Annotated in this window: 19 protein-coding genes; 11 read left to right on the forward strand and 8 right to left on the reverse strand. The window is 63.9% G+C overall.

Features of this window, described 5'->3' with window-relative positions; all coding sequences use genetic code 11:
- Positions 1-37: 37 nt before the first annotated feature.
- Positions 38-1,531, forward strand: a complete 1,494-nt coding sequence (locus ACQR1E_RS16060; protein ID WP_434897276.1) for an FAD-linked oxidase C-terminal domain-containing protein — start codon at positions 38-40, stop codon at positions 1,529-1,531.
- 1,037 nt (positions 1,532-2,568) lie between these two features.
- On the opposite strand, the gene ACQR1E_RS16065 is transcribed toward ACQR1E_RS16060, so the two are convergent.
- Together ACQR1E_RS16065 and ACQR1E_RS16070 are read right to left on the reverse strand one after the other, a co-directional pair.
- Positions 2,569-3,063: a GTPase gene (locus ACQR1E_RS16065; RefSeq protein ID WP_434897277.1), complete on the reverse strand. Its 495-nt coding sequence runs from the start codon at positions 3,061-3,063 to the stop codon at positions 2,569-2,571.
- 121 nt (positions 3,064-3,184) lie between these two features.
- Positions 3,185-4,075 carry a hypothetical protein gene (locus ACQR1E_RS16070; RefSeq protein WP_434897278.1) on the reverse strand — a complete coding sequence of 297 codons (891 nt, stop codon included), beginning with the start codon at positions 4,073-4,075 and terminating at the stop codon, positions 3,185-3,187.
- Between the two features lie 259 nt (positions 4,076-4,334).
- Here ACQR1E_RS16070 and ACQR1E_RS16075 point away from each other — a divergent pair, with 259 nt between their 5' ends.
- A complete protein-coding gene (locus ACQR1E_RS16075; RefSeq protein ID WP_434897279.1) occupies positions 4,335-5,090 on the forward strand; it encodes a hypothetical protein in 756 nt (251 codons plus the stop codon).
- Between the two features lie 144 nt (positions 5,091-5,234).
- Positions 5,235-5,885, forward strand: coding sequence for a hypothetical protein (locus ACQR1E_RS16080; protein ID WP_434897280.1), 651 nt, complete (start codon positions 5,235-5,237; stop codon positions 5,883-5,885).
- A 148-nt stretch (positions 5,886-6,033) separates the two neighbouring features.
- Here ACQR1E_RS16080 and ACQR1E_RS16085 read toward each other — a convergent pair whose 3' ends face one another.
- Entirely contained in the window at positions 6,034-6,372 is a 339-nt protein-coding gene (locus ACQR1E_RS16085) for a putative quinol monooxygenase (RefSeq protein ID WP_434863448.1), read from the reverse strand.
- A 585-nt stretch (positions 6,373-6,957) separates the two neighbouring features.
- Here ACQR1E_RS16085 and ACQR1E_RS16090 point away from each other — a divergent pair.
- From ACQR1E_RS16090 to ACQR1E_RS16105, 4 genes are all read left to right on the forward strand, one after another.
- A complete protein-coding gene (locus ACQR1E_RS16090; RefSeq protein ID WP_434897281.1) occupies positions 6,958-8,196 on the forward strand; it encodes an FAD-binding protein in 1,239 nt (412 codons plus the stop codon).
- A complete protein-coding gene (gene glcF / locus ACQR1E_RS16095) occupies positions 8,193-9,515 on the forward strand; it encodes a glycolate oxidase subunit GlcF (protein WP_434897282.1) in 1,323 nt (440 codons plus the stop codon). Before ACQR1E_RS16090 ends, glcF begins: the two co-directional genes overlap by 4 nt.
- A 75-nt stretch (positions 9,516-9,590) precedes the next feature.
- Positions 9,591-10,046 (forward strand): hypothetical protein, encoded by a 456-nt coding sequence (locus tag ACQR1E_RS16100; RefSeq protein ID WP_434843218.1) that lies wholly within the window; start codon positions 9,591-9,593, stop codon positions 10,044-10,046.
- Between the two features lie 495 nt (positions 10,047-10,541).
- On the forward strand, positions 10,542-11,537 hold the full coding sequence (locus tag ACQR1E_RS16105) for a TorF family putative porin (RefSeq protein ID WP_315810766.1): 996 nt from the start codon (positions 10,542-10,544) through the stop codon (positions 11,535-11,537).
- Positions 11,538-11,622: 85 nt separating this feature from the next.
- Here the strand turns inward: ACQR1E_RS16105 and ACQR1E_RS16110 are convergent, their stop codons facing one another.
- Positions 11,623-13,383 carry an ABC transporter ATP-binding protein/permease gene (locus ACQR1E_RS16110; RefSeq protein ID WP_434897283.1) on the reverse strand — a complete coding sequence of 587 codons (1,761 nt, stop codon included), beginning with the start codon at positions 13,381-13,383 and terminating at the stop codon, positions 11,623-11,625.
- 322 nt (positions 13,384-13,705) lie between these two features.
- Here ACQR1E_RS16110 and ACQR1E_RS16115 point away from each other — a divergent pair, with 322 nt between their 5' ends.
- Both ACQR1E_RS16115 and ACQR1E_RS16120 read left to right on the forward strand, forming a co-directional pair.
- The gene (locus tag ACQR1E_RS16115; RefSeq protein ID WP_315716663.1) at positions 13,706-15,370 is read left to right on the forward strand and encodes an L-lactate permease; all 1,665 of its coding nucleotides are present in this window, start codon (positions 13,706-13,708) and stop codon (positions 15,368-15,370) included.
- 150 nt (positions 15,371-15,520) lie between these two features.
- Positions 15,521-15,928, forward strand: coding sequence for an META domain-containing protein (locus ACQR1E_RS16120; protein WP_409977975.1), 408 nt, complete (start codon positions 15,521-15,523; stop codon positions 15,926-15,928).
- Positions 15,929-16,179: 251 nt separating this feature from the next.
- On the opposite strand, the gene ACQR1E_RS16125 is transcribed toward ACQR1E_RS16120, so the two are convergent.
- The 3 genes from ACQR1E_RS16125 to groES form a co-directional block, all read right to left on the reverse strand.
- Positions 16,180-17,370: a hypothetical protein gene (locus tag ACQR1E_RS16125; protein WP_315753414.1), complete on the reverse strand. Its 1,191-nt coding sequence runs from the start codon at positions 17,368-17,370 to the stop codon at positions 16,180-16,182.
- Positions 17,371-17,510: 140 nt separating this feature from the next.
- Positions 17,511-19,154, reverse strand: coding sequence for a chaperonin GroEL (groL, locus tag ACQR1E_RS16130; protein ID WP_315716666.1), 1,644 nt, complete (start codon positions 19,152-19,154; stop codon positions 17,511-17,513).
- A gap of 121 nt (positions 19,155-19,275) precedes the next feature.
- Positions 19,276-19,572, reverse strand: coding sequence for a co-chaperone GroES (groES, locus tag ACQR1E_RS16135; RefSeq protein ID WP_008961387.1), 297 nt, complete (start codon positions 19,570-19,572; stop codon positions 19,276-19,278).
- A gap of 330 nt (positions 19,573-19,902) precedes the next feature.
- Here groES and ACQR1E_RS16140 point away from each other — a divergent pair, with 330 nt between their 5' ends.
- Entirely contained in the window at positions 19,903-20,412 is a 510-nt protein-coding gene (locus tag ACQR1E_RS16140) for a hypothetical protein (protein ID WP_315716667.1), read from the forward strand.
- 112 nt (positions 20,413-20,524) lie between these two features.
- Here the strand turns inward: ACQR1E_RS16140 and ACQR1E_RS16145 are convergent, their stop codons facing one another.
- Positions 20,525-21,304 (reverse strand): protein phosphatase CheZ, encoded by a 780-nt coding sequence (locus ACQR1E_RS16145; RefSeq protein WP_315716668.1) that lies wholly within the window; start codon positions 21,302-21,304, stop codon positions 20,525-20,527.
- 307 nt (positions 21,305-21,611) lie between these two features.
- Between ACQR1E_RS16145 and ACQR1E_RS16150 the strand changes: the two genes are divergently transcribed.
- Entirely contained in the window at positions 21,612-22,403 is a 792-nt protein-coding gene (locus ACQR1E_RS16150) for a L,D-transpeptidase family protein (RefSeq protein ID WP_434897284.1), read from the forward strand.
- Positions 22,404-22,461: the final 58 nt, after the last annotated feature.

A 22,461-nucleotide genomic window follows, 5' to 3' on the forward strand; every position in this document is an offset into this window, starting at 1 on the left:
TGATATGCCAGCACAAATCGAGGGCCGGAGGAACGCGATGGCGATCATGATGCCGGAAGCTGATCGGGCGGTGCTGGCGCGCCGCGACGAGATCGTTGCTGCACTGCGTGCGATCGTGCCGGGCGAAGGCGTCATCGACAGCGCCGCCGAGATGCTGCCTTACGAGTCCGACGGGTTGATGGCCTACCGCCAGCCGCCGATGGTCGTGGTGCTGCCGGAGACCACCGCGCAGGTCTCGCAGGTCCTGAAGTATTGCCACGGGCAGGGCATCAAGGTGGTTCCGCGCGGCTCGGGCACCTCGCTGTCCGGCGGCGCGCTGCCGCTGGCCGACGGGGTGCTGCTCGGGCTCGGCAAGTTCAAGCGCATCCGCGAGATCGATTTCGACAACCGCGTCGTCGTCACCGAGCCAGGGGTCACCAACCTCGCCATCAGCCAGGCGGTGGCGCATGCCGGCTTCTACTATGCGCCGGACCCGTCGTCGCAGATCGCCTGCTCCATCGGCGGCAACGTCGCCGAGAATTCCGGCGGCGTGCACTGCCTGAAATACGGCATGACCACCAACAACGTGCTCGGCTGCGAGTTCGTGCTGATGACCGGCGAGGTCCTGCGCATCGGCGGCAAGTGCACCGAGAACGCCGGCTATGACCTGATGGGCCTGATCACCGGCTCGGAGGGCCTGCTCGGCGTGGTCACCGAGGTGACGGTGCGCATCCTGCAGAAGCCGGAGACGGCCCGCGCCCTGATGGTCGGATTCGCCGAAGTGGAGGCGGCCGGGGAATGCGTCGCCCGCATCATCGGCGCCGGCATCATCCCCGGCGGCATGGAGATGATGGACAAGCCGGCGATCCACGCCGCCGAGGCCTTCGTCCATGCGGGCTATCCGCTCGACGTCGAGGCGCTCTTGATCATCGAGCTCGACGGCCCTGGCGTCGAGGTCGACGAGCTGATCGGCCGCGTCGAGGCGATCGCGAACGGCTGCGGCTCGACCACCTGCCGCATCTCGACCTCGGAGGCCGAGCGCAATCTGTTCTGGGCCGGCCGCAAGGCGGCGTTTCCGGCCGTCGGGCGCATCTCGCCGGACTATCTCTGCATGGACGGCACCATCCCGCGCGGCGCGCTGCCGAAGGCGCTGGCGCGCATCCGCGAGCTCTCGGAGAAGTACCAGCTCGGCTGCGCCAACGTGTTCCATGCCGGCGACGGCAACCTGCATCCGCTGATCCTCTACGACGCCAACAAGCCCGGCGAGATGGAGCGCGCCGAGGCGTTCGGCGCCGACATCCTGCGCTGCTGCGTCGAGCTCGGCGGCGTCCTGACCGGCGAGCACGGCGTCGGCATCGAGAAGCGCGACCTGATGCCGGAGATGTTTACCGAGATCGACCTCAACCAGCAGCAGCGCGTGAAGTGCGCCTTCGACAGCCAGGGCCTGCTCAATCCCGGCAAGGTGTTTCCAACCTTGCACCGCTGCGCCGAGCTTGGGCGCATGCACGTGCATGGCGGCAAGCTGGCGTTTCCGGATCTGCCGAGGTTCTGAGACCGGCGCCGCAGGGCAGGGCACCGTCATGTGACACCCCGCTCTCTCCCCGCGTCATTACGGGGCGCCCGCAGGGCGAGCCCGGAATCCATAGCCACGGGCCGATACGTGAGGCACGCGGGCAGCTCCATCCCGCTCGACCAACATCCGCCTGTGGTTATGGATTCCGGGTTCATCGCTGCGCGATGCCCCGGAATGACGGGGAGAGAGTCGTCCTCATCGCATCCATCTCCACTCCGCCGACACACGTCCGCATCCCCGCGACGTCCTCCGCCCGAGTGATGCCATCGACACCGCCCTCCAAAACCAATCGAGAGGGCGCAGGGAATGCCGGGTGAAGGCCTCACCCATGGCCCGCCTGCGAAAAAAAATGCAGGCGGCAGGTACCACAGGTTCAGCCGAACATCCGGCATTCCCTGCGCGGCGGTCTTAACGCTTATACGTGATCTCCTCGGGGACCGGCGTTCTTGCCCCCGTCGCCCGGATGCCCGTTGAAGAGCATCGCAGGGCTTGGCCTCAGCAACGGGAGGCCAGGACCACACGATTTCACGTCCGCATCGACGTCGTTCGTCGGCATGACCGGAATCACGCTGCGACCCGACACGGCCACCGCATCCCCGCCTCGCATATCGTGACGACCGCGCGTACGCCCCTCTCGGTGAGGCGGGATGGGCGCAGGATTGCATGATTTCTGTAAAAGCGAAAGATGAAAATTTGGTCGTCCGGAGGAGGCTCTGCGGTTGGCGTTGAAATAGTTGGCGAAATGACCTTTTCCGCGCGAGCCCTTTTTGCTTCCGCCGGCCCGCTTCCGTGCGGCGAGTTTGCGCAAAACAGCAAAGGTGATTTGCCCGACGCCTCGGAGAGGATCCTTTCCAAGGGCGTCTCAGCCGCAACGAGCAAAGCCGAATTACGGTGCACTCAGCTCCCAAGGGGCGTCATGATGCGTACCATATAGCTTCTTTATAACGATCTATTAAGTGCCGTCACCGTCATTGCGGAGGTAGCTCAAATTCGATGAGCCGATCTCGTTGCGAAAGTTAGTCGCACGGCACTATAAGATCTCGAAACCGTGCCCAGCCGTAAATGAATTCACGTATTTCGGCGACACGGCCTTCAGTTGCCAACTTGCCACTGCGCATAGAGATTGAAGCGGATTTCGCTAGCAACAAGTTTACCAGGCCAAGCCGATCAAAATACTGATCTTCATCGCTGTACCCAGGATTGAGCCATTGGATGAAAATATCGAAGTCGGACTTTGTAACGTAGTCGATGGTCTTGCTCACTTCCTCGGTATACTGCATAGAGCACAAAACGATCTTCGCGGTTTGATCGTCAAGAATGTCGCCAGCGTATTCGTTTCTCTCTTCGAAAGATCCGCTTACGAGGTAAACATCAACGCATTCTCCAGCTCTCAGTTCAAGAGGTCGCGAATACTTTCCACGCCGGACCGTTGCGCCGAAGAGGTCGTTCCAGGTTGATGACTTACCTGAGTTGCGATTCCCCAATGCGCCCACGAATAAACGATCGCCCATAGTTGCCCTCGCCAATCTTAGTATCAAAGGTTGTCACATCCGGCGTGCGCCGACAACGCCGATCAAATTGCGCGAGCCCGTGCTTTTCGGCGCGAATTACGAAGACAGTGGCACAGTAATTCTAGTTTCGTGAGGCTGCTCGAATTACCCTTGTGACCACGAAAGAAGCTGGGTCGTTGATCCAGACGCCGAGCGTCTTGTCGTAGTTCTGTTTGAAGTGCAGCTCAACATCCAATGCGTCCCCGGCTCCGAGAAGTACGTCACGCCGGTCAAGTTGATCGAGAAATCTCGCATCCGCTATGGGGGCCGATACCGGCTCACCGTTCCACTCGAAAGACCATTTCCGCTTTGCGTGGTTGAGCCACGCCTTTAATACAAAGAGGCGAGCACGCTTCTTCGTCGTTCGTGAAGTTGGCTCCTCATCGATCTTCGCGGGCCAATGGGCGATCCTAGGAAAGTCAGCGCGCGGGATGTTGAACTTCGGCGCAGGATCGCCGATCGAGCCTGTAATGCCGAAGTCTTTTACATTCTCGTCGGCTTCGAGCGCTGCAAACGTCTTCGCTAAGCCGCTTTGAACGGCAGGGTTTTTCTTCGCGTTCTCGGTGCCGGATTGTATCGCAGGCGTGATGATGATGGTGTACTTCCCTGTTTTGACGATCGTGCCGTCGGCGTTCACGATCACTTGGGGCGGCGGGTCGTTTTTCACATAGTTGTCGTAGATGTAATTCGAGACAATGCCCCAGAAGATGCCGCCCGCAACGGTGAGCAGTCCCCCATAGTCTTTCTTTATCCGGCGGATGCGAGTGCGGTAGCTTCCCGGTCCCGTGGCTTCGACCAGGATCTCTATGTCGGTGCCGGGATCGACGGTCGCGCTGATGGCGCGGGCCATATCCGCGAACCCGATAAGGGCCTCCGCGAGGGTATAGGCGTCTATGCTTCCTTCGGGGCCGCCGAAGTGCAGCACGATCGTATCGTCTTCGAAATCGTCGAACCGTAGAGTTTCAATTGCCATGTTTGCCCCGAGGCCATCCTACGGTTGCAGCCTTAGAGCGACAAGTTCCTAACGGAGCTGGCTCTAAAGTCGGCGAGCGCCGGTCGTAAACATCGGTGTCGTGAACAAAAGGGGAACTTTCTTGGCTTCAACCAAGGCCTTGAAGAATCGGTGCGTAGGGCGGATTAGCCGACGTAATCCGCCATGTGACGGGCAACGCTTCGCTAACCCGCCCCTACGGGCTCAACCCCCTAGCGCTTAAATGGTCCGGGGATTCTGCATGACTCAGACACTGAGAGACCTATTGGCTCTAGCCGGAGGTGGCGCCGTTGTCATCGGGGCTATCGCGGGATTCAGCTATTGGATTTTCAAGACCTTCAGCGAAAACTGGCTCGCGGCAAAGTTCAACGAGCGTTTGGAGGACTACAAGCATAAGCAGCAGCGGGAGTTGGAAGAGCTGCGGTTCAAAATTAACGCGCTCATGGATCGAACAACCAAGCTCCACCAGCGTGAATTTGACGTGCTGCCCGAGGCATGGGGTAAACTAGTGATTGCCCATGGAAACGTACAAGGGGTCGTTGCCGCTTTGCAGCAACATCCCGATGTCGATCGCATGAGCCCGGAGCAACAGGCCGAGTTCATTGACAAGTCAGCGCTGCGGGATTGGCAGAAGCAGGAATTGCGAAAGGCACCGAACAAAACTGAATATTATCAATCCGCGAGCCGCTGGGTGCGTTTTTGGGAAGTCCGAGACTTGTATCGTGACTATTTCATTTATCAACGGAAGAACGGCATCTTTATCCGAAGCGAGATAAAGTCGGGCTTCAAAGCAGTCTCCGATCTCATCCATAATGCGTTGGTCGAGTTCGAATTTGAGCTGCGACATGGCGCCGATTTCCGGCAGTGGGACGCGCGAACGAAACTCTCAAAAGAGAGTGATGATCTCATGGATGCGTTGGAAACGGTGGTCCAAAAAAGACTTTGGGACTCGCAAACTATCGAGCCAGATCAAGCGAAGCCGCCTCAATCATCTTAATCAGCTGGCTCAGAATGGCCGTGGGAATTAGGGTGATAGTGCTGGAGTGCACTTTGTTGAGCGGAGCGCGCCGGACGTTGTCGTTTGGGCGATAATGGATGCATAGATGCGAACCGCATTGTTACTCGATTGCAGGATTGCGCCATGGCTGACATTTCGAAGCTTGTGGATGAATTGTCGAACCTGACGCTGCTCGAATCCGCGGAACTCGCCGCGATTCTGAAGAAGAAGTGGCAACGGGCACAAGTGTCTCTGGCCGATATCAAGCGCGATCTTCCGCACTGGCCGGATGAGGTCATTGAACAATGGCTGTTTCACCTCGCCAACCGTGGCGATACGGGTTGGCCTCCACCGGAGCCGCTCGCCCTTCATGCGTGGGCCGCCATCCTCGGCTTCAGGCCGCTCTCATGGTGGCGCGAAGTTAGCTGGAAGCGCGAAAGGGCGAACTGTGTCTTCGTAAATCTTTGCAACGGCACGAAGGCTATCGTTACCGAGATGCTGGAGGAGAAGGCGAGCGGTACGATCGATGACGCGACGGCGAGGCGTTTCAAGAGAGGCGCCGACTATCTGATGAGAAATGGCGTGTTCGAAAAGCCGCCCCTCGCGATGAGGCTCACCGATGGTTTGAGCATCATCGACGGCAATCACCGGATAAGTGCATTCTGTGGCCTGGAAAATATACCCTCCGAGTTGCTGGAGCCGCGCGGCCTGAAGAAGCCAGCACCAGACCAGGAGCTGTGGATCGGAACGCACAGTCGCGGCGAGGTGCCGTTGGATTATCCGCCCGGCCTTTAGGTTGCATCGCCACGATCCCGCCTGCCGCGGAGTCCTGGAAGCTCCGCCGGAGCCCGTCCGCGGGCTCGCCAAAGGCGAGGCCCGGGGACGGGGTATCACAGCATTGGGATGACAAGAGCCCGAGGGCCAATTCCAAGGAAACGGTCGTCTAAATCAGCCCGTACTGCATCCGCTCGCGCCGTGCCAGCAGCGGCAGGGCCTGGCCGGCGATGTAGGTCTTGAAGTGATCGCTCTCCTGGTGGGCCTTGAACGCGGCTTCGTCGCGGAACAGCTCGTAGAACAGGAACTGCGCCGGGTTGTCCTTGGCGCGGGAGATCAGGAACAGTTTTGCGCCGGGCTCGCGCTGCGCCTCGGGCAGGAAGCGCGACAGGATCTCGGCGACGCGGTCGGCCTCGCCGTCCCTGGCCTCCCATTGCGCCACCACCAGCAGGCCGCCGCCGCTGACGGCCTCGTTCACGGTTTTCGTTGAGATGGCATATCCGGTCATTGTGATCGGTCCTTTCGTTGAAGTGCTGCAAGGGCAACGATACCGCAGTTCCTGCATCTGATCCTTCGATGGCGGAGGAAGGATGGATGTGCACATGAGGGCGTAGGGCGCATTAGCCGAAGGCGTCATCCGCCATGTGTCTCGGAAGGCGGCGGGTTACGCTTCGCTTACCCGCCCTACGGGCTGGGGAGCACGCGATGCCCGGGCTTGTTCCACCTGCGCGGCCCGGCGCCTCGCGGGGCGAAGGCCCGGCATCGACGTCTTTCCTTCTCCGGGTTCGACGACGTGGATGGCCGGGCCTTCGCCGCGCCGAAGCGGCTTCGGCCGCGCAGGCCGGGACAAGCCCGGCCATGACGACGTTGAAACAGCTCGGCCGGACTCTGACGGCGTCATATGCGATGGTCCTGCAGGGCAGCGAGGTCTCGATGCCGCAGAGCACGACGGCGGGGCCATGCAGATCGCGCGTGAACGTTCCGTCGTGGCCGCCCTTGTGTCCGGCCGGCAACGCTTTAGAAGGGCTGCAACGCCGGTGGCCGCGCGTCGCGCTGGGCCGCCGGTCATCATCAACGAGCAAGGCGAGCAGTGGTGGACGCCCTGAAAGTACGCAACGCAGCCGACGTGGAGGAGGTGGTCCGCTCGGCCATCGCCAATGAGCAGCCGCTCGACGTGATCGGCCATGGCTCGAAGCGTGGGATCGGCCAGGTCACCGCGACCAATGCCGTGCTCGACCTGTCGGCGCTGAGCGCGGTCGTCGCCTACGAGCCGAACGAGCTGATCATCACCGCGCAGGCCGGGGCGCCGCTCGCCGACCTCCTGTCGCTGATCGATTCGAAGAGCCAGCAATTCGCGTTCGAGCCGATGGATACGGGGCCACTGCTCGGCACCACCGGGCGCGGCACGCTGGGCGGCATGATCGCGGCGGGGCTGGCCGGTCCGCGGCGCATCCGCGCCGGCGGGGTGCGCGACCATCTGCTCGGGGCGCATGCCGTCTCCGGCTTCGGCGAGAGCTTCAAGACCGGCGGCAAGGTGGTCAAGAACGTCACCGGCTACGATCTCTGCAAGCTGCTGGCGGGCTCCTGGGGCACGCTCGCGGTGATGACCGAGGCGACCCTGAAGGTGATGCCGCGGCCGGAATCCGAGCGCACCCTGGTGCTGCGCGGGCTCGACGACCTCAAGGCCAACCGGGCCATGACGGCGGCGCTCGGCTCGCCGTTCGATGTGTCCGGAGCCGCGCATCTGCCGGCCTCGACGTTGCGGCCGGAGGTCGCCGGGCTGAGCCCGACCGGCTCGCCGCGCGAGGCGGTCACGGTGATCAGGCTGGAGGGCATCACGGCGTCCGCGGCGCATCGGGCGGCGTCGCTCGCCAAACAGCTCGCGGCCTACGGTGCGGCCGAGATCATCGCGGACGACGCCTCCGCCGATGTCTGGAGCGCCGTGCGCGACGTGTTGCCGTTCGCGGCCGATGGTCCGCTCGGGGCCTGGACGGCGTGGCGGATCGTCTGCCCGCCGGTGTCGGGCGGCGCCATCGGGCAGGGCTTGACGCGCCAGACCGGCGGCGAGGTGATCTATGACTGGGGCGGGGGGCTGATCTGGGCCGCGCTGCCGCCGCAGCCCGATGCGTCCGCGGGGCTGGTGCGCAAGCAGGTGGAGGCCGTCGGCGGCCACGCCACCCTGCTGCGCGCCTGGGACGAGATGCGGCTGGCGGTCGACGTGTTCCACCCGCAGCCGCCGGGTGTCGCCGCGCTGGAGGAGCGGGTGCGCGTCTCCTTCGATCCCAAGACCATTCTCAACCGCGGCAGGATGCGTCGGAGCGTTGCGCCATGAAGACCGAGTTCACCTTGGCGCAGCTCGCCGATCCCGACATCGCGGTCGCCGACAAGATCCTGCGCGCCTGCGTGCATTGCGGCTTCTGCACCGCGACCTGTCCGACCTATGTGCTGCTCGGCGACGAGCTCGACAGCCCGCGCGGGCGCATCTACCTGATCAAGCAGATGCTCGAGAAGGATCAGGCTCCGACCGCCGACGTGGTCAAGCATATCGACCGCTGCCTGTCCTGCCTGTCCTGCATGACGACCTGCCCGTCGGGCGTCCACTACATGCACCTCGTCGATCAGGCGCGGGTGCGAATCGAGCAGCGCTACCAGCGCCCGCTGACCGACCGGCTGCTGCGCGCCGTGCTCGCCTATGTGCTGCCGCGGCCGCGCGAGTTTCGGCTGGCGATGACCCTGGCGCGGCTCGGCCGGCCGTTGAAGGCGCTGCTGCCGGCGTCCTCCGCGTCGCGAACACCTGCGCCAAGCCTGCTGCGGCGCGTCAGGGCGATGCTCGACCTGGCGCCTGCCGCGGCGCTGCCGCCGCCGGGGCCGGCGGGCGGCAGCGTGTTCGCGGCGCAGGGCGCGCGGCGCGGCCGCGTGGCGCTGCTGCAGGGCTGTGCGCAAGCGGCGCTGGCGCCGCGCATCAACCAGGCCGCGATCAGCGTCCTGACACGGCACGGCGTCGAGGTCGTGCTGGTCAGGGACGAGCAATGCTGCGGTGCGCTGACTCACCACATGGGGCAGGATGCCGACGCGCTGGCGCGGGCGCGCGCCAATGTCGACGCGTGGACCGCGGAGATGAAACGCGGCGGTCTCGACGCCATCCTGGTGACGACCTCGGGCTGCGGCACCGTCATCAAGGACTACGGACACATGCTGCGCGAAGACCCGCAATATGCGGCGGCCGCGGCCGCCGTGTCGGCGATGGCGAAGGACATCACCGAGTATCTCGCCGGTCTCGAACTGGCCTCCGCCTCTCGGCGCGACGACATCGTCGTCGCCTATCACTCGGCCTGCTCACTGCAACATGGGCAGAAAATCACGAGCATTCCGAAAGAATTGCTTTCCAAGTCCGGATTCGTGGTGAAAGATATACCGGAGAGTCATTTGTGTTGCGGTTCGGCGGGGACCTACAACATTCTCCAGCCTGACATCGCGATGAAGCTGCGCGATCGCAAGGTCGCCAACATCGCGACCGTCAAGCCGAATGTGATCGCGGCGGGCAATATCGGCTGCATGATGCAGATTGCCAGCGGCACCTCTGTCCCCGTCGTGCACACCGTTGAGCTTCTCGACTGGGCGACGGGCGGTCCGCGGCCAGGAATGATTTGACGGATGGGCGCGTGCTGACTGCCGGCCCGTCCCGCCGGACGAGCTGATCGAACGGCGGCAACTGGAGGGTTTCTGATGGCGAAGGACAAGAAGGCGAAGAAGGACAAGAAAGAAAAGAAGAAGCTGATGGCGCAGGCCAAGTCAGCGAAGAAGGCGACGAAGAAGTCCGCCAAGAAGGCTGCAAAGAAGTCTGCACCGAAGTCCGCGAAAAAGGCCGCCAAGAAGGCTGCCAAGGCGCCCGCCAAGAAGGCGAAGAAGACCGTGAAGGCCGCGGCGAAGAAGGCGGCCAAGGCGCCTGCCAAGAAGGCTGCTGCGAAGAAGGCTCCCGCCAAGAAGGCCAAGACGTCGGCCGCAAAGGCTCCTGCCGCGCCGAAGAAGAAGGCCGCCAAGAAGCGGGCTCCCAAGATGGCTCCGCTGGTCGAGACCCCGGCGGTGAACGAGACCGAATCGGCTGCCGAGACCAGCTGGGCGATGCCGAGCGCGGCACCCGAGGAGCACGAAGACGGCGAGGGGACCGCCCCCGGAAACTGATCTTTCCGGTCCGGATCGTTCTCACCACCAGACGAATTCACATCGGGAGGCCGCGGCGGCAACGCTGCGGCCTTCTCGTTTGTTGCCGGCGCCTGTCGTCTGGCTTCTGGCTTCTGGCGTCTGCGTCGGCTCCTAATTGCCGATGGATCTGTTCGTCGGAGCCGTCGCCCCCCGCAGATCTACGGCCGGGCGAATCCGACCTCGCTACGCCGTGTCGTTTTGCTTGGGACACCACGATTCCAGCGCGTCGGCACAACCGAATGTGCGTCCTGGCGTGCGTTCGGACACGGAGATTTGTTGTTCAAATGCAACACGCGCTGACTACCTGCCGTAGAATTGTCAAAACGCCCAAAAAGGCGGCAGATGCCGCGCTTTTTTGCTTCACGTGCGGCGAGACCCTGGCACAAATTGCGTCTGGATGACGCAGCCGGTCTTGTTTGCGCCCTGGGGGGCCAAGGTGGGGCAGGCTTTTCGAAATAGGTAATGGGGATCGTCATGAAGAAGTGGGCTTTGCTGGCAACGGCGCTGGCAATGGTTTCGGGATCGGCTTCGGCGGCGGACATGGCGGTCAAGGCCTATAAGGCTCCGCCTCCGGTCGCGTTCGATCCCTGGGATATCGCGTTCGGCGCGGCGATCATGAACGACTACGTCTTCCGTGGCGTCACCCAGTCGAACCACAAGCCGTCGGTGGCCGCCTATTTCGAGCCGCGCTTCAACGTCAACAAGGACCTGCAGTTCTACGTCGGCGTCGCCGGCGAGAGCATCTCCTTCCCGAACCGCGCTGCTGCCGAGATCGACATCTACGGCGGTGTCCGCCCGACCTTCGGCGCCTTCGCGTTCGACATCGGCGTCTGGGGCTATCTGTATCCGGGCGGCACCTGCTACTACGGCGGTGGCGCCACGACGGACTTCGCCGGCCGCGCCCTGAGCGCCGAGTGTCAGGCCAACACCTTGACGAACTTCAACACCATGAAGAAGGACGTCAGCTTCTTCGAAGTCTATGGCAAGATGAACTACACGGTGAACGACAACTGGACGTTCGGCGTCACCGAATTCTACACCCCGAGCTTCCTGAACTCCGGCGCCTGGGGCAACTATACCTCGGTCACCGGCAAGTGGACCGCGCCCAGCACCACCTTCGGCTCCAGCGGCGTCGGCATGTATGTGTCGGGTGAGTTCGGCCGCCAGTGGTTCGGCACCACCGACAGCTTCTACGGCACCGCGGCCTTCCCGAACGGTATCAAGTACGCCGACTACAACACCTGGAACCTCGGCGTCGGCTTCACCTACAAGGTGTTCACGCTGGATCTGCGCTACTCCGACACCAACCTGTCGAAGGGCAATTGCAACGCCTTCACCGGCGACTTCACCGCCAGCGGCACCACCAACGTCACCCCGATCAACCCGGGTGGCCTGGGCTCGAAGTGGTGCGGCGCCACCGGCATCGCCAAGCTCTCGGTCGACCTGACGGCGATGACCAACCTGAAGTAATCACCGCAAGGCGGATCGAACTCATCACGAAGGGCGGCAGAGCAATCTGCCGCCCTTCTGCTTTGCTGGCGCAGCGGCGCTCGCGTCAGCTGCCTCCATCCGCGGTCGCGTCGGCCGCCTGTCCGGCCGGCCGCAGCGAGAACCGGTCGCCATCCCGAATCAGCTCGACCTTCCGATCGTGAAACTCGTGTAGGGTCGAGCGGTGGCCGATCGAGACGACGGTGGTCTGCGGCAGCCGTTCGGCGATGACCCGATAGATCCTGGCTTCGCTCGGCTCGTCGAGCGAGGCCGTGGCCTCGTCGAGGAAGAGATATTGGGGCGCGTGCAGCAGCGCGCGGGCAATTCCGAGCCGCTGCTGCTCGCCGAGCGACAGCATCCGGTTCCAGTGCGAGTCCTCGTCCAGGCGGTCCGCCAGTTGCGGCAGACCGACGGCCACCAGCGCCTCCCTGACCTGCTCGACGCTGAAAGCGTCCGCCGCCGCGGGATAGACGATCGCCGCCTTGAGCGCGCCGATCGGGAAGTAGGGCCGCTGCGGCAGCATCATCAGCTTGGCATGCGAGGGCACGCTGATGGCGCCGCTGCCGAACGGCCAGACGCCGGCGATGGCGCGGAACAGCGTCGACTTGCCGGCGCCGGAGGGCCCGGTCAGCAGCGTGCGCTCGTTGTTGCCGATGCTGAACCCGTCGGCCGCGACCAGCGGCAGGCCATTGGGCAGCTTCAGCAGCAGCTGGGCGAGATCGATGCTGTCGCCGGCATGGTCGACGACATCGATCGTCTGCGGCTCGCCCGAGAGCTTGTGCGCGCTCTCGATGGACATGTCGAAGCCGTCGAGGCGGGCGACGGTCGAGCGCCAGTCGGCAAGCGTCCGGTAAGTCGTCACGAAGAACGACAGCGCGCCCTGCACCGTCGAGAACGCGGACGCCGTCTGCATGATGCCGCCCATCTGGATCGACTTGGCGAAGTAGGCAGGCGCAACGAGCACATAGGGAAAGATCACGGCCGCCTGCGAATAGCCCGCCGTGAAGGCCGTCAGCCGCTTGGTCCGGCTCATGATCTGGTACCAGTTCTGCACGACCCGGCCGAAGCGGGTTCCGAGCTGACCTTGCTCGGCGCCTTCGCCGCGCAGCAGCGCGATCTGCTCGGAGCTTTCGCGCACCCGCACCAGGTTGAAGCGGAAGTCGGCCTCGTAGCGCTGCTGCTCGAAGTTGAGATTGACCAGCGGCGAACCGATCCAATGCGTCAGGATGGTCCCGAAGATCGCATAGATCAGCGCGATCCAGACCAGGTAGCCGGGGATCGCGATGTCGGTGCCGAACAGCTGCAGCGGGGCATCGGTCGACAGCCCCCAGAGCACCACCATGAACGATGCGAGCGAGACGATCGAGCTGAGCAGGCCGATGGTGATGTTCAGCGTCTTGTCGACGAACAGCTGCACGTCGTCGGCAATGCGCTGGTCCGGGTTGTCGGCGATGTCGCCCTTGAGCTGCATGCGATAGTGCGTGGCGTTGTCCAGCCAGCGGCGCAGGTAGACGTCGGTCATCCACCGCCGCCAGCGGATCTGCAGCCATTGATTGAGATAGAGCTGGTAGACGGCCAGGATGATGAAGATGGTCGCCAATACGGCGAACACGCCGATTTCCCAGATGAAGCTGTTCCAATCATACTGCTGCAGCGCGTTGAAGAACCTGTTCTGCCACTGGTTCACCAGCACCTGGATCGCAACGAGCGACAGTTCGATCGCAATGACGGCGGCGAGCAGGACGCGCCCGGCGACCTTGTCCTCGGAGCGGAAGTAGGGAATGGCGATCCGCCAGACGGTGGCGACGGTCGAGCGCAGATTGTTCACAGAGGGGCTGCTCCTGAGAAAATGTCTTAACGGGCTGACGAAAAACGAGAAAATCGCTGGTGTCGCCGCCTGCCTAGACTAAAGTCGTAATCTGGCGGGTGGCCGCCGGCTTGTCGGTCGCGTGTGACAAACCGTAGCATGGGGCAGGGGAGAGGGACTGCGACCGCCGCCAGATTTCGCGAGAATTTGAGCAGAGTTGGGCGTTGCCGGTTTTGTGATCTGCTTTTCCGACCTGTGCCAGGCTTGGGGGCCTGGGCGAGCAGACCTGATCCGTCCCGCCGGCCTCAGGTCCAACAACAAGAACGTGGGGGGAGAAGTCACGATGTGGAATCAAATCTACGACCCGCTGGGGAGCCCGGCGCTGTCGACGCTGGCCGCCGCCGTCCCGGTGGTGACGCTGCTGGTGCTGATCGCCAGCGGCAAGGTCAAGGCACACATCGCGGCGATCATCGCCGTGATCCTGACCAACCTGATCACGATCTTCGTCTTTACGATGCCGGCCAACATGTCGCTGCGCGCGACGTTTCTGGGCGTCATCACCGGGTTCTTTCCGATCGGCTGGATCGTCCTGAACGTCATCTTCCTCTACCAGGTCACGGTCTCCACCGGACGGTTCGAGCTTCTGAAGCGCGCCATCGGCGGCGTCACGGAGGACCGGCGGCTGCAACTGTTGCTGGTCGCCTTCTCCTTCGGCGCGTTCTTCGAAGGCGCGTCCGGCTTCGGCACCCCGGTGGCGATCACCGGTGCCGTGCTGATCGGTCTCGGCTTCTCGCCGCTCGCGGCCTCCGGCCTGTCGCTGATCGCCAACACCGCCCCGGTCGCCTATGGCGCGCTGGGCACGCCGATCCAGGGCCTCGCCTCGGTCACCGGTCTCGACCCTTACATCCTCGGCGCGATGGTCGGCCGGCAGCTGCCGGTGTTCTCGCTGATCGTGCCGTTCTGGGTGATCTGGGCGTTCGCGGGCTGGAAGGGCATGAAGGACATCTGGCCGGCGATCCTGGTCACCGGCGTCTCCTTCGCGGTGCCGCAATTCCTGATCTCGAACTACATCAATCCGTGGATCGTCGACATCGGCGCCTCGCTGATCTCGATGGGCGCGCTGATCCTGTTCCTCAAGGTCTGGCAGCCAAGGCAGCTGTGGCTGTCGCCAGCGTTGCGCGGGCGTGACGAATCGGCCGCCACGATGACGGCGGCGAAGCCGCTGGACCGCACGCCGCTGACGCAAGCCGAGCTCTGGGGCGCGCTGCTGCCCTGGATCATCGTCTGCGTCATCATGCTGATCTGGGGCAACGGCGCCTTCAAGGCCTGGGCGAACTCGATCTTCACCTGGAACTATCCGGTGCCCGAGCTCGACAAGCTGATCAACAAGATGCCGCCGGTGGCTGCGAAGCCGACGCCGGAAGGCGCGGTGTTCTCGTTCACCTACCTGACCTTCACCGGCACCGGCATGCTGATCGCCGCGATCATCTCCGGCTTCCTGATGGGTGTCGGACCGGGCAGACTGATCGCGGAATACGGCCGCACCATCCGTCTCTGCGCGATCTCGCTGATCACGATCTCGGCGATGCTCGCGATCGGCACGCTGACCCGGCTGTCCGGCGTCGATGCCACGCTCGGCTTGGCCTTCGCTGCGACAGGCGTGCTCTATCCGTTCTTCGGCACCTTGCTCGGCTGGTTGGGCGTGGCGCTGACGGGATCGGATACGGCCTCGAACGTGCTGTTCGGAAACCTGCAGAAGATCACCTCCGAGCAGCTCGGCCTGTCCCCTGTCCTGATGGCGGCCGCCAACTCCTCCGGCGGTGTCATGGGCAAGATGATCGATGCGCAGTCGATCGTCGTCGCCTCGACCGCCACCAACTGGTACGGCCACGAGAGCTCGATCCTGCGCTACGTCTTCCTGCATTCGATCGTGCTGGCCTGTCTGGTCGGCCTGTTCGTCACCTTGCAGGCCTATGTCTATCCGTTCACGGCGATGGTGCTGAAGTAGCAACACCGGCAGCGACAAAAGCCCCGCGCCGTAGCTGCGGCGCGGGGCTTGCTATGTTTGGAACACATTTGTGCGGGAGCCGTGCTGGCGGTCGCCGGGCCGATCGCTTAAGAGGCGAGCCCTGCACGTGATGATGTGTCGAGAGGAACGATGCGAGTAGTGAAGCGAGCTTGCGCCAAACTGGCTGCGGCCCTGTTGATGTCGGCCGTGCCCCTTGCCGCCGCCTCGGCGGAGGAATTTCCCTTCGGCATGGAGATGACGCTGGATGCGCTGCCGCAGCCGGGCTCGAAGCGGGTGCCGGATCTCGACATCGGCGACAACGGTGATGCTGTGCTCGAGCTGTGGTGCAAGGGCGGCAAGGGGCAGTTCTCGGTCGCCGGCAACACCATCGTGTTCATCGCCGGCAAGATCGAGGACCGCAACTGCCCGGCGGCGCGCGCGCAGGCCGACGACGAACTGATCGCGGCGCTGAGCGCGGTGACGAACTGGAAGCGTCAGGGCGACCTGATCATCTTCATCGGACCGAAGACGCTGCGCTTCCGGCTGAACACGAATTGAGTCGGGACGGTCGTTTCTAAATTCCCAGCCACACTGATCCAAGTGGAGCCCCGTCTTTCACCCTCCCCTGGAGGGGGAGGGTCGCCTCTCATGAGCGCAGCGAATGGGAGGCGGGGTGGGGTGATCTCTCCACGTGCCCCGGTGCCCGCGGCGTCACCCTACCCCGCTCGCCCGCTTCGCGCGCGATCGACCCTCCCCCTCCAGGGGAGGGTGGCATCTGAGATCGCGGCGCCATGCCGTCATGGCTCGCCTTACTTCCAGACCGAGTTGTCCGCATCCCAGCGCTTGGCCTTGAAGGCCTTCGCCAGCTCGTCGATGGCGCCGCCATCATCCCGCGTGTCGCCTTCCTCGTCGCCCGAGGATTCGTCCGACAGGATCAGCTTGGCGCTCGAGGCCTCATCGATGGTGGTCGTCGTCGGGCTGCTGATCCAGAGCATCAGCGCGTCGGCGCCGCCCGGCTTGTCCGCCGAGACGAGGCCGGTGACCTCGATGACGTCGGTGAGCTCCAGGGCCGGCATCAGCTGGCTCGGCCGCTTCAACGTCAATTTCAGCTTGCCGCTGACCGGATTCCACGCCGCGCTCGTCGGCTTGGCATTGTAGGTCCTGGCCAGGACGTCGGAGATGGCGCCCGCCAGCTTGTCGCGGTTGATCTTGTCACCGTCGCGCCAGTCGGCCGCCGCAAAGCGGATGGTGCGGTCCATCTCGATGGTGCCTGCGGTCCAGCCGGCCGTCACGACGCCGTTCATGCTCCGCGCTTTCGCGATCAGCGCGCCGGCGCGGTCAGGGTCGACCGTCATGCTGATGGTCTGCTCGCCCGCGCGCAAGGCATCGCAGCTCACGATCAGGCTCGACAGCGAGACTTCGACGTTCTCGCCCTTCAAGCTCTTGAGGAAGTCGGTCATCGCGTCGAGCTTGAGCCGGACCGAGACCGCCTCGGGCGAGACGTCGGTGAAGTCCTTCGGCTGGGCGCTGATGCCGTCGTCGCTCGACTGGCTCTCCTGGAACTCCTTCTCGCTGACGTCGGAATTGTCGGTCGACGCCACCTCGGTGACGCTCTTGCCGATCGTGATCTGGCCGCGGAACTCGAACGTGTCGCCGGTCGGCTTGCGATTGAGCTTCACCGTGACCGGCTCCTTGGCGCCGTTGCTCTGGGTCGCGCCGGTCAAGGTCTGGCCGTTGACCGTGAGGCTGACCACGAAGCGGTCCTTGCGATCCGAATTCTTTGCGACGGGATAGCAGACGTCGAGCGTGGCGGCGGTGACGGTCTTGCCCTGGCGCGTCTCCTTCAGGATCACGTCGGCATTGCCGTCCATCAGGCCGTCGATCGCGGTGAAATACCGAGTCTCGTTGGCGGGGGCCTTGGTCCCGCTCTTGCTCTGGGCCCAACCGAGTTCCGGCGCGGCCGCTGCAATCACGGCCAGCGCAAGCAAAATCGCGCGCATCTGAAAATCCTTGTGGGGGCAGAATCGGCCTTAAGCTGTAGCGCCGATTTGCGGTCGCTGCACCCCCGGTGCGGACACTCGGCCAAAAAGAAGGCCGCCCGGAGGCGGCCTTCCTGAATGTGAGATGTCGAAAGCAGGGCTCAGAAGCCCATGCCGCCCATGCCACCCATGCCGCCGCCGGCCGGCATCGCCGGAGCAGCATCCTTCGGCAGCTCGGCGACCATGGCCTCGGTGGTGACCAGGAGGCCTGCGACCGACGAGGCGTCCTGCAGCGCGGTGCGGACCACCTTGGCCGGGTCGATGATGCCCTTGGCGACCATATCGACATAATCCTCGGTCTGCGCGTCGAAGCCGAAGGTCTCGGACTTCTCGTCCAGGATCTTGCCGACCACGATCGAGCCTTCGACGCCGGCGTTCTCGGAGATCTGGCGAATCGGAGCCTCGAGCGCCTTCAGCACGATGTTGATGCCGGCCTGGACGTCCGAATTGGCGTTGGTGATGCGGCCGACCGCCTTCTTGGCGCGCAGCAGCGCCACGCCGCCGCCGGGGACGATGCCTTCCTGCACCGCAGCGCGGGTCGCGTTGAGGGCGTCCTCGACGCGGTCCTTCTTCTCCTTGACCTCGATCTCGGTCGCGCCGCCGACGCGGATCACCGCGACGCCGCCCGCGAGCTTGGCCAGACGCTCCTGCAGCTTCTCACGGTCGTAGTCCGAGGTGGTCTCCTCGATCTGCGCCTTGATCTGGCCGACGCGCGACTCGATGTCGGCCTTCTTGCCGGCGCCGTTGACGATCGTGGTGTTCTCCTTGTCAATCACGACCTTCTTGGCGCGGCCGAGCATCTTGATCGTGACGTTCTCGAGCTTCATGCCGAGATCTTCCGAGATCAGCTGACCGCCGGTCAGGATCGCGATGTCCTCGAGCATGGCCTTGCGGCGATCACCGAAGCCCGGCGCCTTGACGGCGGCGACCTTGAGGCCGCCGCGCAGGCGGTTGACGACCAGCGTCGCCAGCGCTTCGCCCTCGACGTCCTCGGCGATGATCAGCAGCGGGCGGCCCGACTGCACCACGGCTTCGAGCACCGGCAGCATGGCCTGCAGGCCCGACAGCTTCTTCTCGTGCAGGAGCACGTAGACGTCGTCCAGCTCGGCGGTCATCTTCTCGGCATTGGTGACGAAGTAGGGCGAGAGATAGCCCCGGTCGAACTTCATGCCTTCGACGATGTCGACCTCGGTATCGAGCGACTTGTTCTCCTCGACCGTGATGACGCCCTCGTTGCCGACCTTCTGCATCGCCTGGGCGATCATCTTGCCGATCGCGGCGTCGCCGTTGGCGGAGATGGTGCCGACCTGGGCGACCTCGGAGGACGAGGCGACCGGCTTGGCGCGCTTCTCGATGTCCTTGATCACGGCGGCCACCGCGATGTCGATGCCGCGCTTGAGGTCCATCGGGTTCATGCCGGCGGCAACCGCCTTGGCGCCCTCGCGCACGATGGCCTGGGCCAGCACGGTCGCGGTGGTGGTGCCGTCACCGGCGGTGTCGTTGGTCTTGGAGGCGACCTCGCGCAGCATCTGCGCGCCCATGTTCTCGAACTTGTCCTCCAGCTCGATCTCCTTGGCGACGGTGACGCCGTCCTTGGTGATGCGCGGAGCGCCGAAGCTCTTCTCGATGACGACATTGCGGCCCTTCGGGCCGAGCGTCACCTTGACGGCGTTGGCGAGAATGTCGACGCCGCGCAGCATGCGGTCGCGTGCGTCGCCGGCGAATTTGACGTCCTTGGCTGCCATTTCAGAATTCTCCTGGAGTAGACCTCGACGGCGAGGGGCGTGATCGCCCGTCTGTCGCCGGAACGAGGTTGCAGAGCATTTTCGCCCGGGGCGGCTGATCGCCGCCCCCGACAGGTCGGGATCAGGCGACGACGCCCATGATGTCGGACTCCTTCATGATCAGGAGTTCCTCGCCGTCCAGCTTGACCTCGGTGCCGGACCACTTGCCGAACAGCACGCGGTCGCCGACCTTGACGTCGATCGGGATCAGCTTGCCGCTCTCGTCGCGGCCGCCCGGGCCGACGGCGACGACTTCGCCCTGCGAGGGCTTTTCCTTGGCGCTGTCGGGAATGATGATGCCGCCCTTGGTCTTCTCTTCGGCGTCGATGCGCTTAACCACGACGCGGTCGTGCAGGGGACGAAACTTCGATTTGGCCATGACGGATCCCTTTTGGGGTGCTTGGATAAGTGTTGCTGTCGGAGGAAATCTGAATGCGGCCACATTGAACGCCCACTTGGCGCCAACTGGCTCGCAGCCTTAGCAATCCCGCCCTCCGAGTGCTAAAGACCGCTCGGGGAAATATGGCTTGCGGCTGTTCCTGTCAAGCAACGGCCAGCCGTTAAGCCGTTCTTGAGGCTGTTAGGGGATGTTGTCCCGGGCCAGACATGTTAGTGGAGCGGCGTCGTCATCCGACGTCATTGCTCTGACGAGCGTTTTGCGCTTGGTTGCCGGACGGGGCAGCCATGATCTTGTTCCTAAGGGGATGCCATGACGAGTTCACGGTGCGCGCGGCCGGTTGCCAATCTCGCGATCGCGTCAGCGCTCACGATGCTTCTGGGAGCGTGCACGGGCTTCAGCCTGTCGCCGTCGACCCCCATGCAGCAGACCGAGGCGCCGGTCGAGCCCGAGGTGCCGGCCACGATTCGCGCCGAGGATCTCGTGGGCAAATGGGGGCTTGCCGCCTACAACAACCCGAATGACCGCCCGCGCACCGAAAAGATGGCTTTGGCGCAGTGCAAACAGCCCTACGTCATCGGGGCAGGCACGTCCGGTGGTGTCGTGATGCACCTGGCCGACCAGGCGACTCCCCAGGAACTGCGCTTGAAGGGATCGGCCAGCGGCAAGAACTACATCGGCCCGGCCGGACCGCCCGGCGGCGAGCAGGACCGCGAGGTCGTCTCCTTCGACGGCCGTGTGCTGATCACCCGCTTCGTCGACAAGGATGCGGCGACCCGTTACCAGACGATGGTCTACGTCCGCTGCGGACCGCGCGCCTGAGATCCGGGCGAACATCCCGCAAAGGTCGAGAGTCGAACGAAAAACGCCGGCGATAGCGCCGGCGTTCCTGTATGGTGACGTTGCCTGGAGCGGTCGCTGGGACTGGCCGAGGTCAGTTGAACATCGCGTCGATGTCGTCCTGCGAAGCGTGGCCGACGTCGCCTTCCGCCTTCGGGCCGTTCAGCAGCCGGGCGTCGCCCTCGCGGTGGTCGACGATCGGCGGCGTATGCGCCTTGATGGCGTCGACGCCGCCCCAGATGTCCATCATCACCACGATGTGGTGCTCGATGAACTTCATCGTGGTCATGACCTTGTTGATGCGCTGACCGGTCAGGTCCTGGAAGTTGCAGGCCTCGAAGATCGAGACCACGCGCTCCTGGATCTCTTCGCTCAGGATCTTCTGCTGGTCGGCCGAGTCCACCTTGGACAGCGCGCTGGCGGCCTGGTCGATCGCCTCCGCGGCTTCCAGGATCTGCTGCGTCGCTTGCTCGGTGCCGCCGACGACCGCGCCGAGCTCGCCGTTGACCTTGGCCATCTCCTCGCCGTTGAAGCTCTTGGCATGGAGGGTCGCGATCTCGCCCTTGGTGCGGTTGATCGCGTCGTGGATCAGGTCGAGCTCGACCTTGAGCTTTTCGCACTGCTCGATCTGGGCGCGATAGGTCTCGAGCAGCGCGCGCGCTTCGGCGACCTCGCGTGCGGCGGACTCTTCGATGGCGGCGTTCGCCGTGTTGCTGCCGCCGCTGCGGATCGCATTGGCCATCTGGGAGCGGATCGCGCGCAGCTCGTCCATGATTTCCTTGTGGTTGGGGCCGATCTCGCCGCCCACGAATTCAGGCTCCGGCATATGGCCGACGATTGCTTCTTCGATACGGAAACGCTTGCGAACAGCCATGATAGTATCCCTGACCTTTTGCTCGGATCAGTTCTACGCAGAGGCTATTTAACATCGCGTTCACGCCAGGAACCGCCGTTGAGCAACGCTGGCGTGCATCGTGCGTCAACTATTAACCATGCTCCGCCGGCCTTCACGCAAAATAAACGCTAGCGATCAAAACCGCCGACGTATGCAGCGATGGTGAATCCCGGCGCCTCCCGCGTTTACCAAAGCGATCGGGTTTTGCTCTTTATTGACGATACGCGGCGGCGTTGCCGCCTCGCGCGACGAACAGTCTCCAGACGAAACAGTACAGAGTACGTCGATGTTCAAATCATTCTCCACAGCGCTGCTGGCCGGCGCATGCGCATTCCATTCAGGTCTGGATCGGGCTGCGGCCCAGGGATTTCAGCAGCCGACCGTGATTTACAACGGGCCGCCGCAGCAGTCCGCGCCGGTGCGCACCGCCTATGTCGAACGCTCGCGCATGGGTGGCGGCTTCATCGAATTCCTGTTCGGGGATCCGCAAGGCGGCCGCGGCGCGCCTCCGCCGGGACAGCCGATGTACCAGCAGCAGCCGTCCTACTACGAGCCGCAGCGGCTGGCGCCGGGCATGGTCCCGCAGCAGGGAGTACCGGATGAGGAGGCCTATGAGCAGACGCAGCGGCCGCTCGATCCGAAATACGAGAAACAGATCGTTGACTACGACGGCAAAGAACGGCCGGGCACGATCGTCATCGATACGCCGAACAAGTTCCTCTATCTGGTTCAGGGCGAGGGCAGGGCGCTCCGCTACGGCATCGGCGTCGGCCGCCCCGGCTTCACCTGGTCGGGCGTGAAGACGATCTCGGCCAAACGCGAATGGCCGGACTGGACGCCGCCGCAGGAAATGCTCGCGCGCCGGCCCGACCTGCCGCGGCACATGGAGGGCGGACCGCAGAACCCGCTCGGCGCACGCGCGATGTATCTCGGCTCGTCGCTGTATCGGATCCACGGTTCGAACGAGCCATGGACGATCGGCACCAACGTTTCGTCAGGCTGTATCCGGATGCGCAACGAGGATGTCATCGACCTCTATGGCCGCGTGAACGTCGGTGCTCGGGTCATCGTGCTCTGACGACCGCCGCTGCACGACATCCGCAACTGAAAAAGGCCGCCCGTGGGGGCGGCCTTTC

It is taken from the genome of Bradyrhizobium sp. HKCCYLRH1030 (assembly GCF_051168395.1).
GTDB lineage: Bacteria > Pseudomonadota > Alphaproteobacteria > Rhizobiales > Xanthobacteraceae > Bradyrhizobium.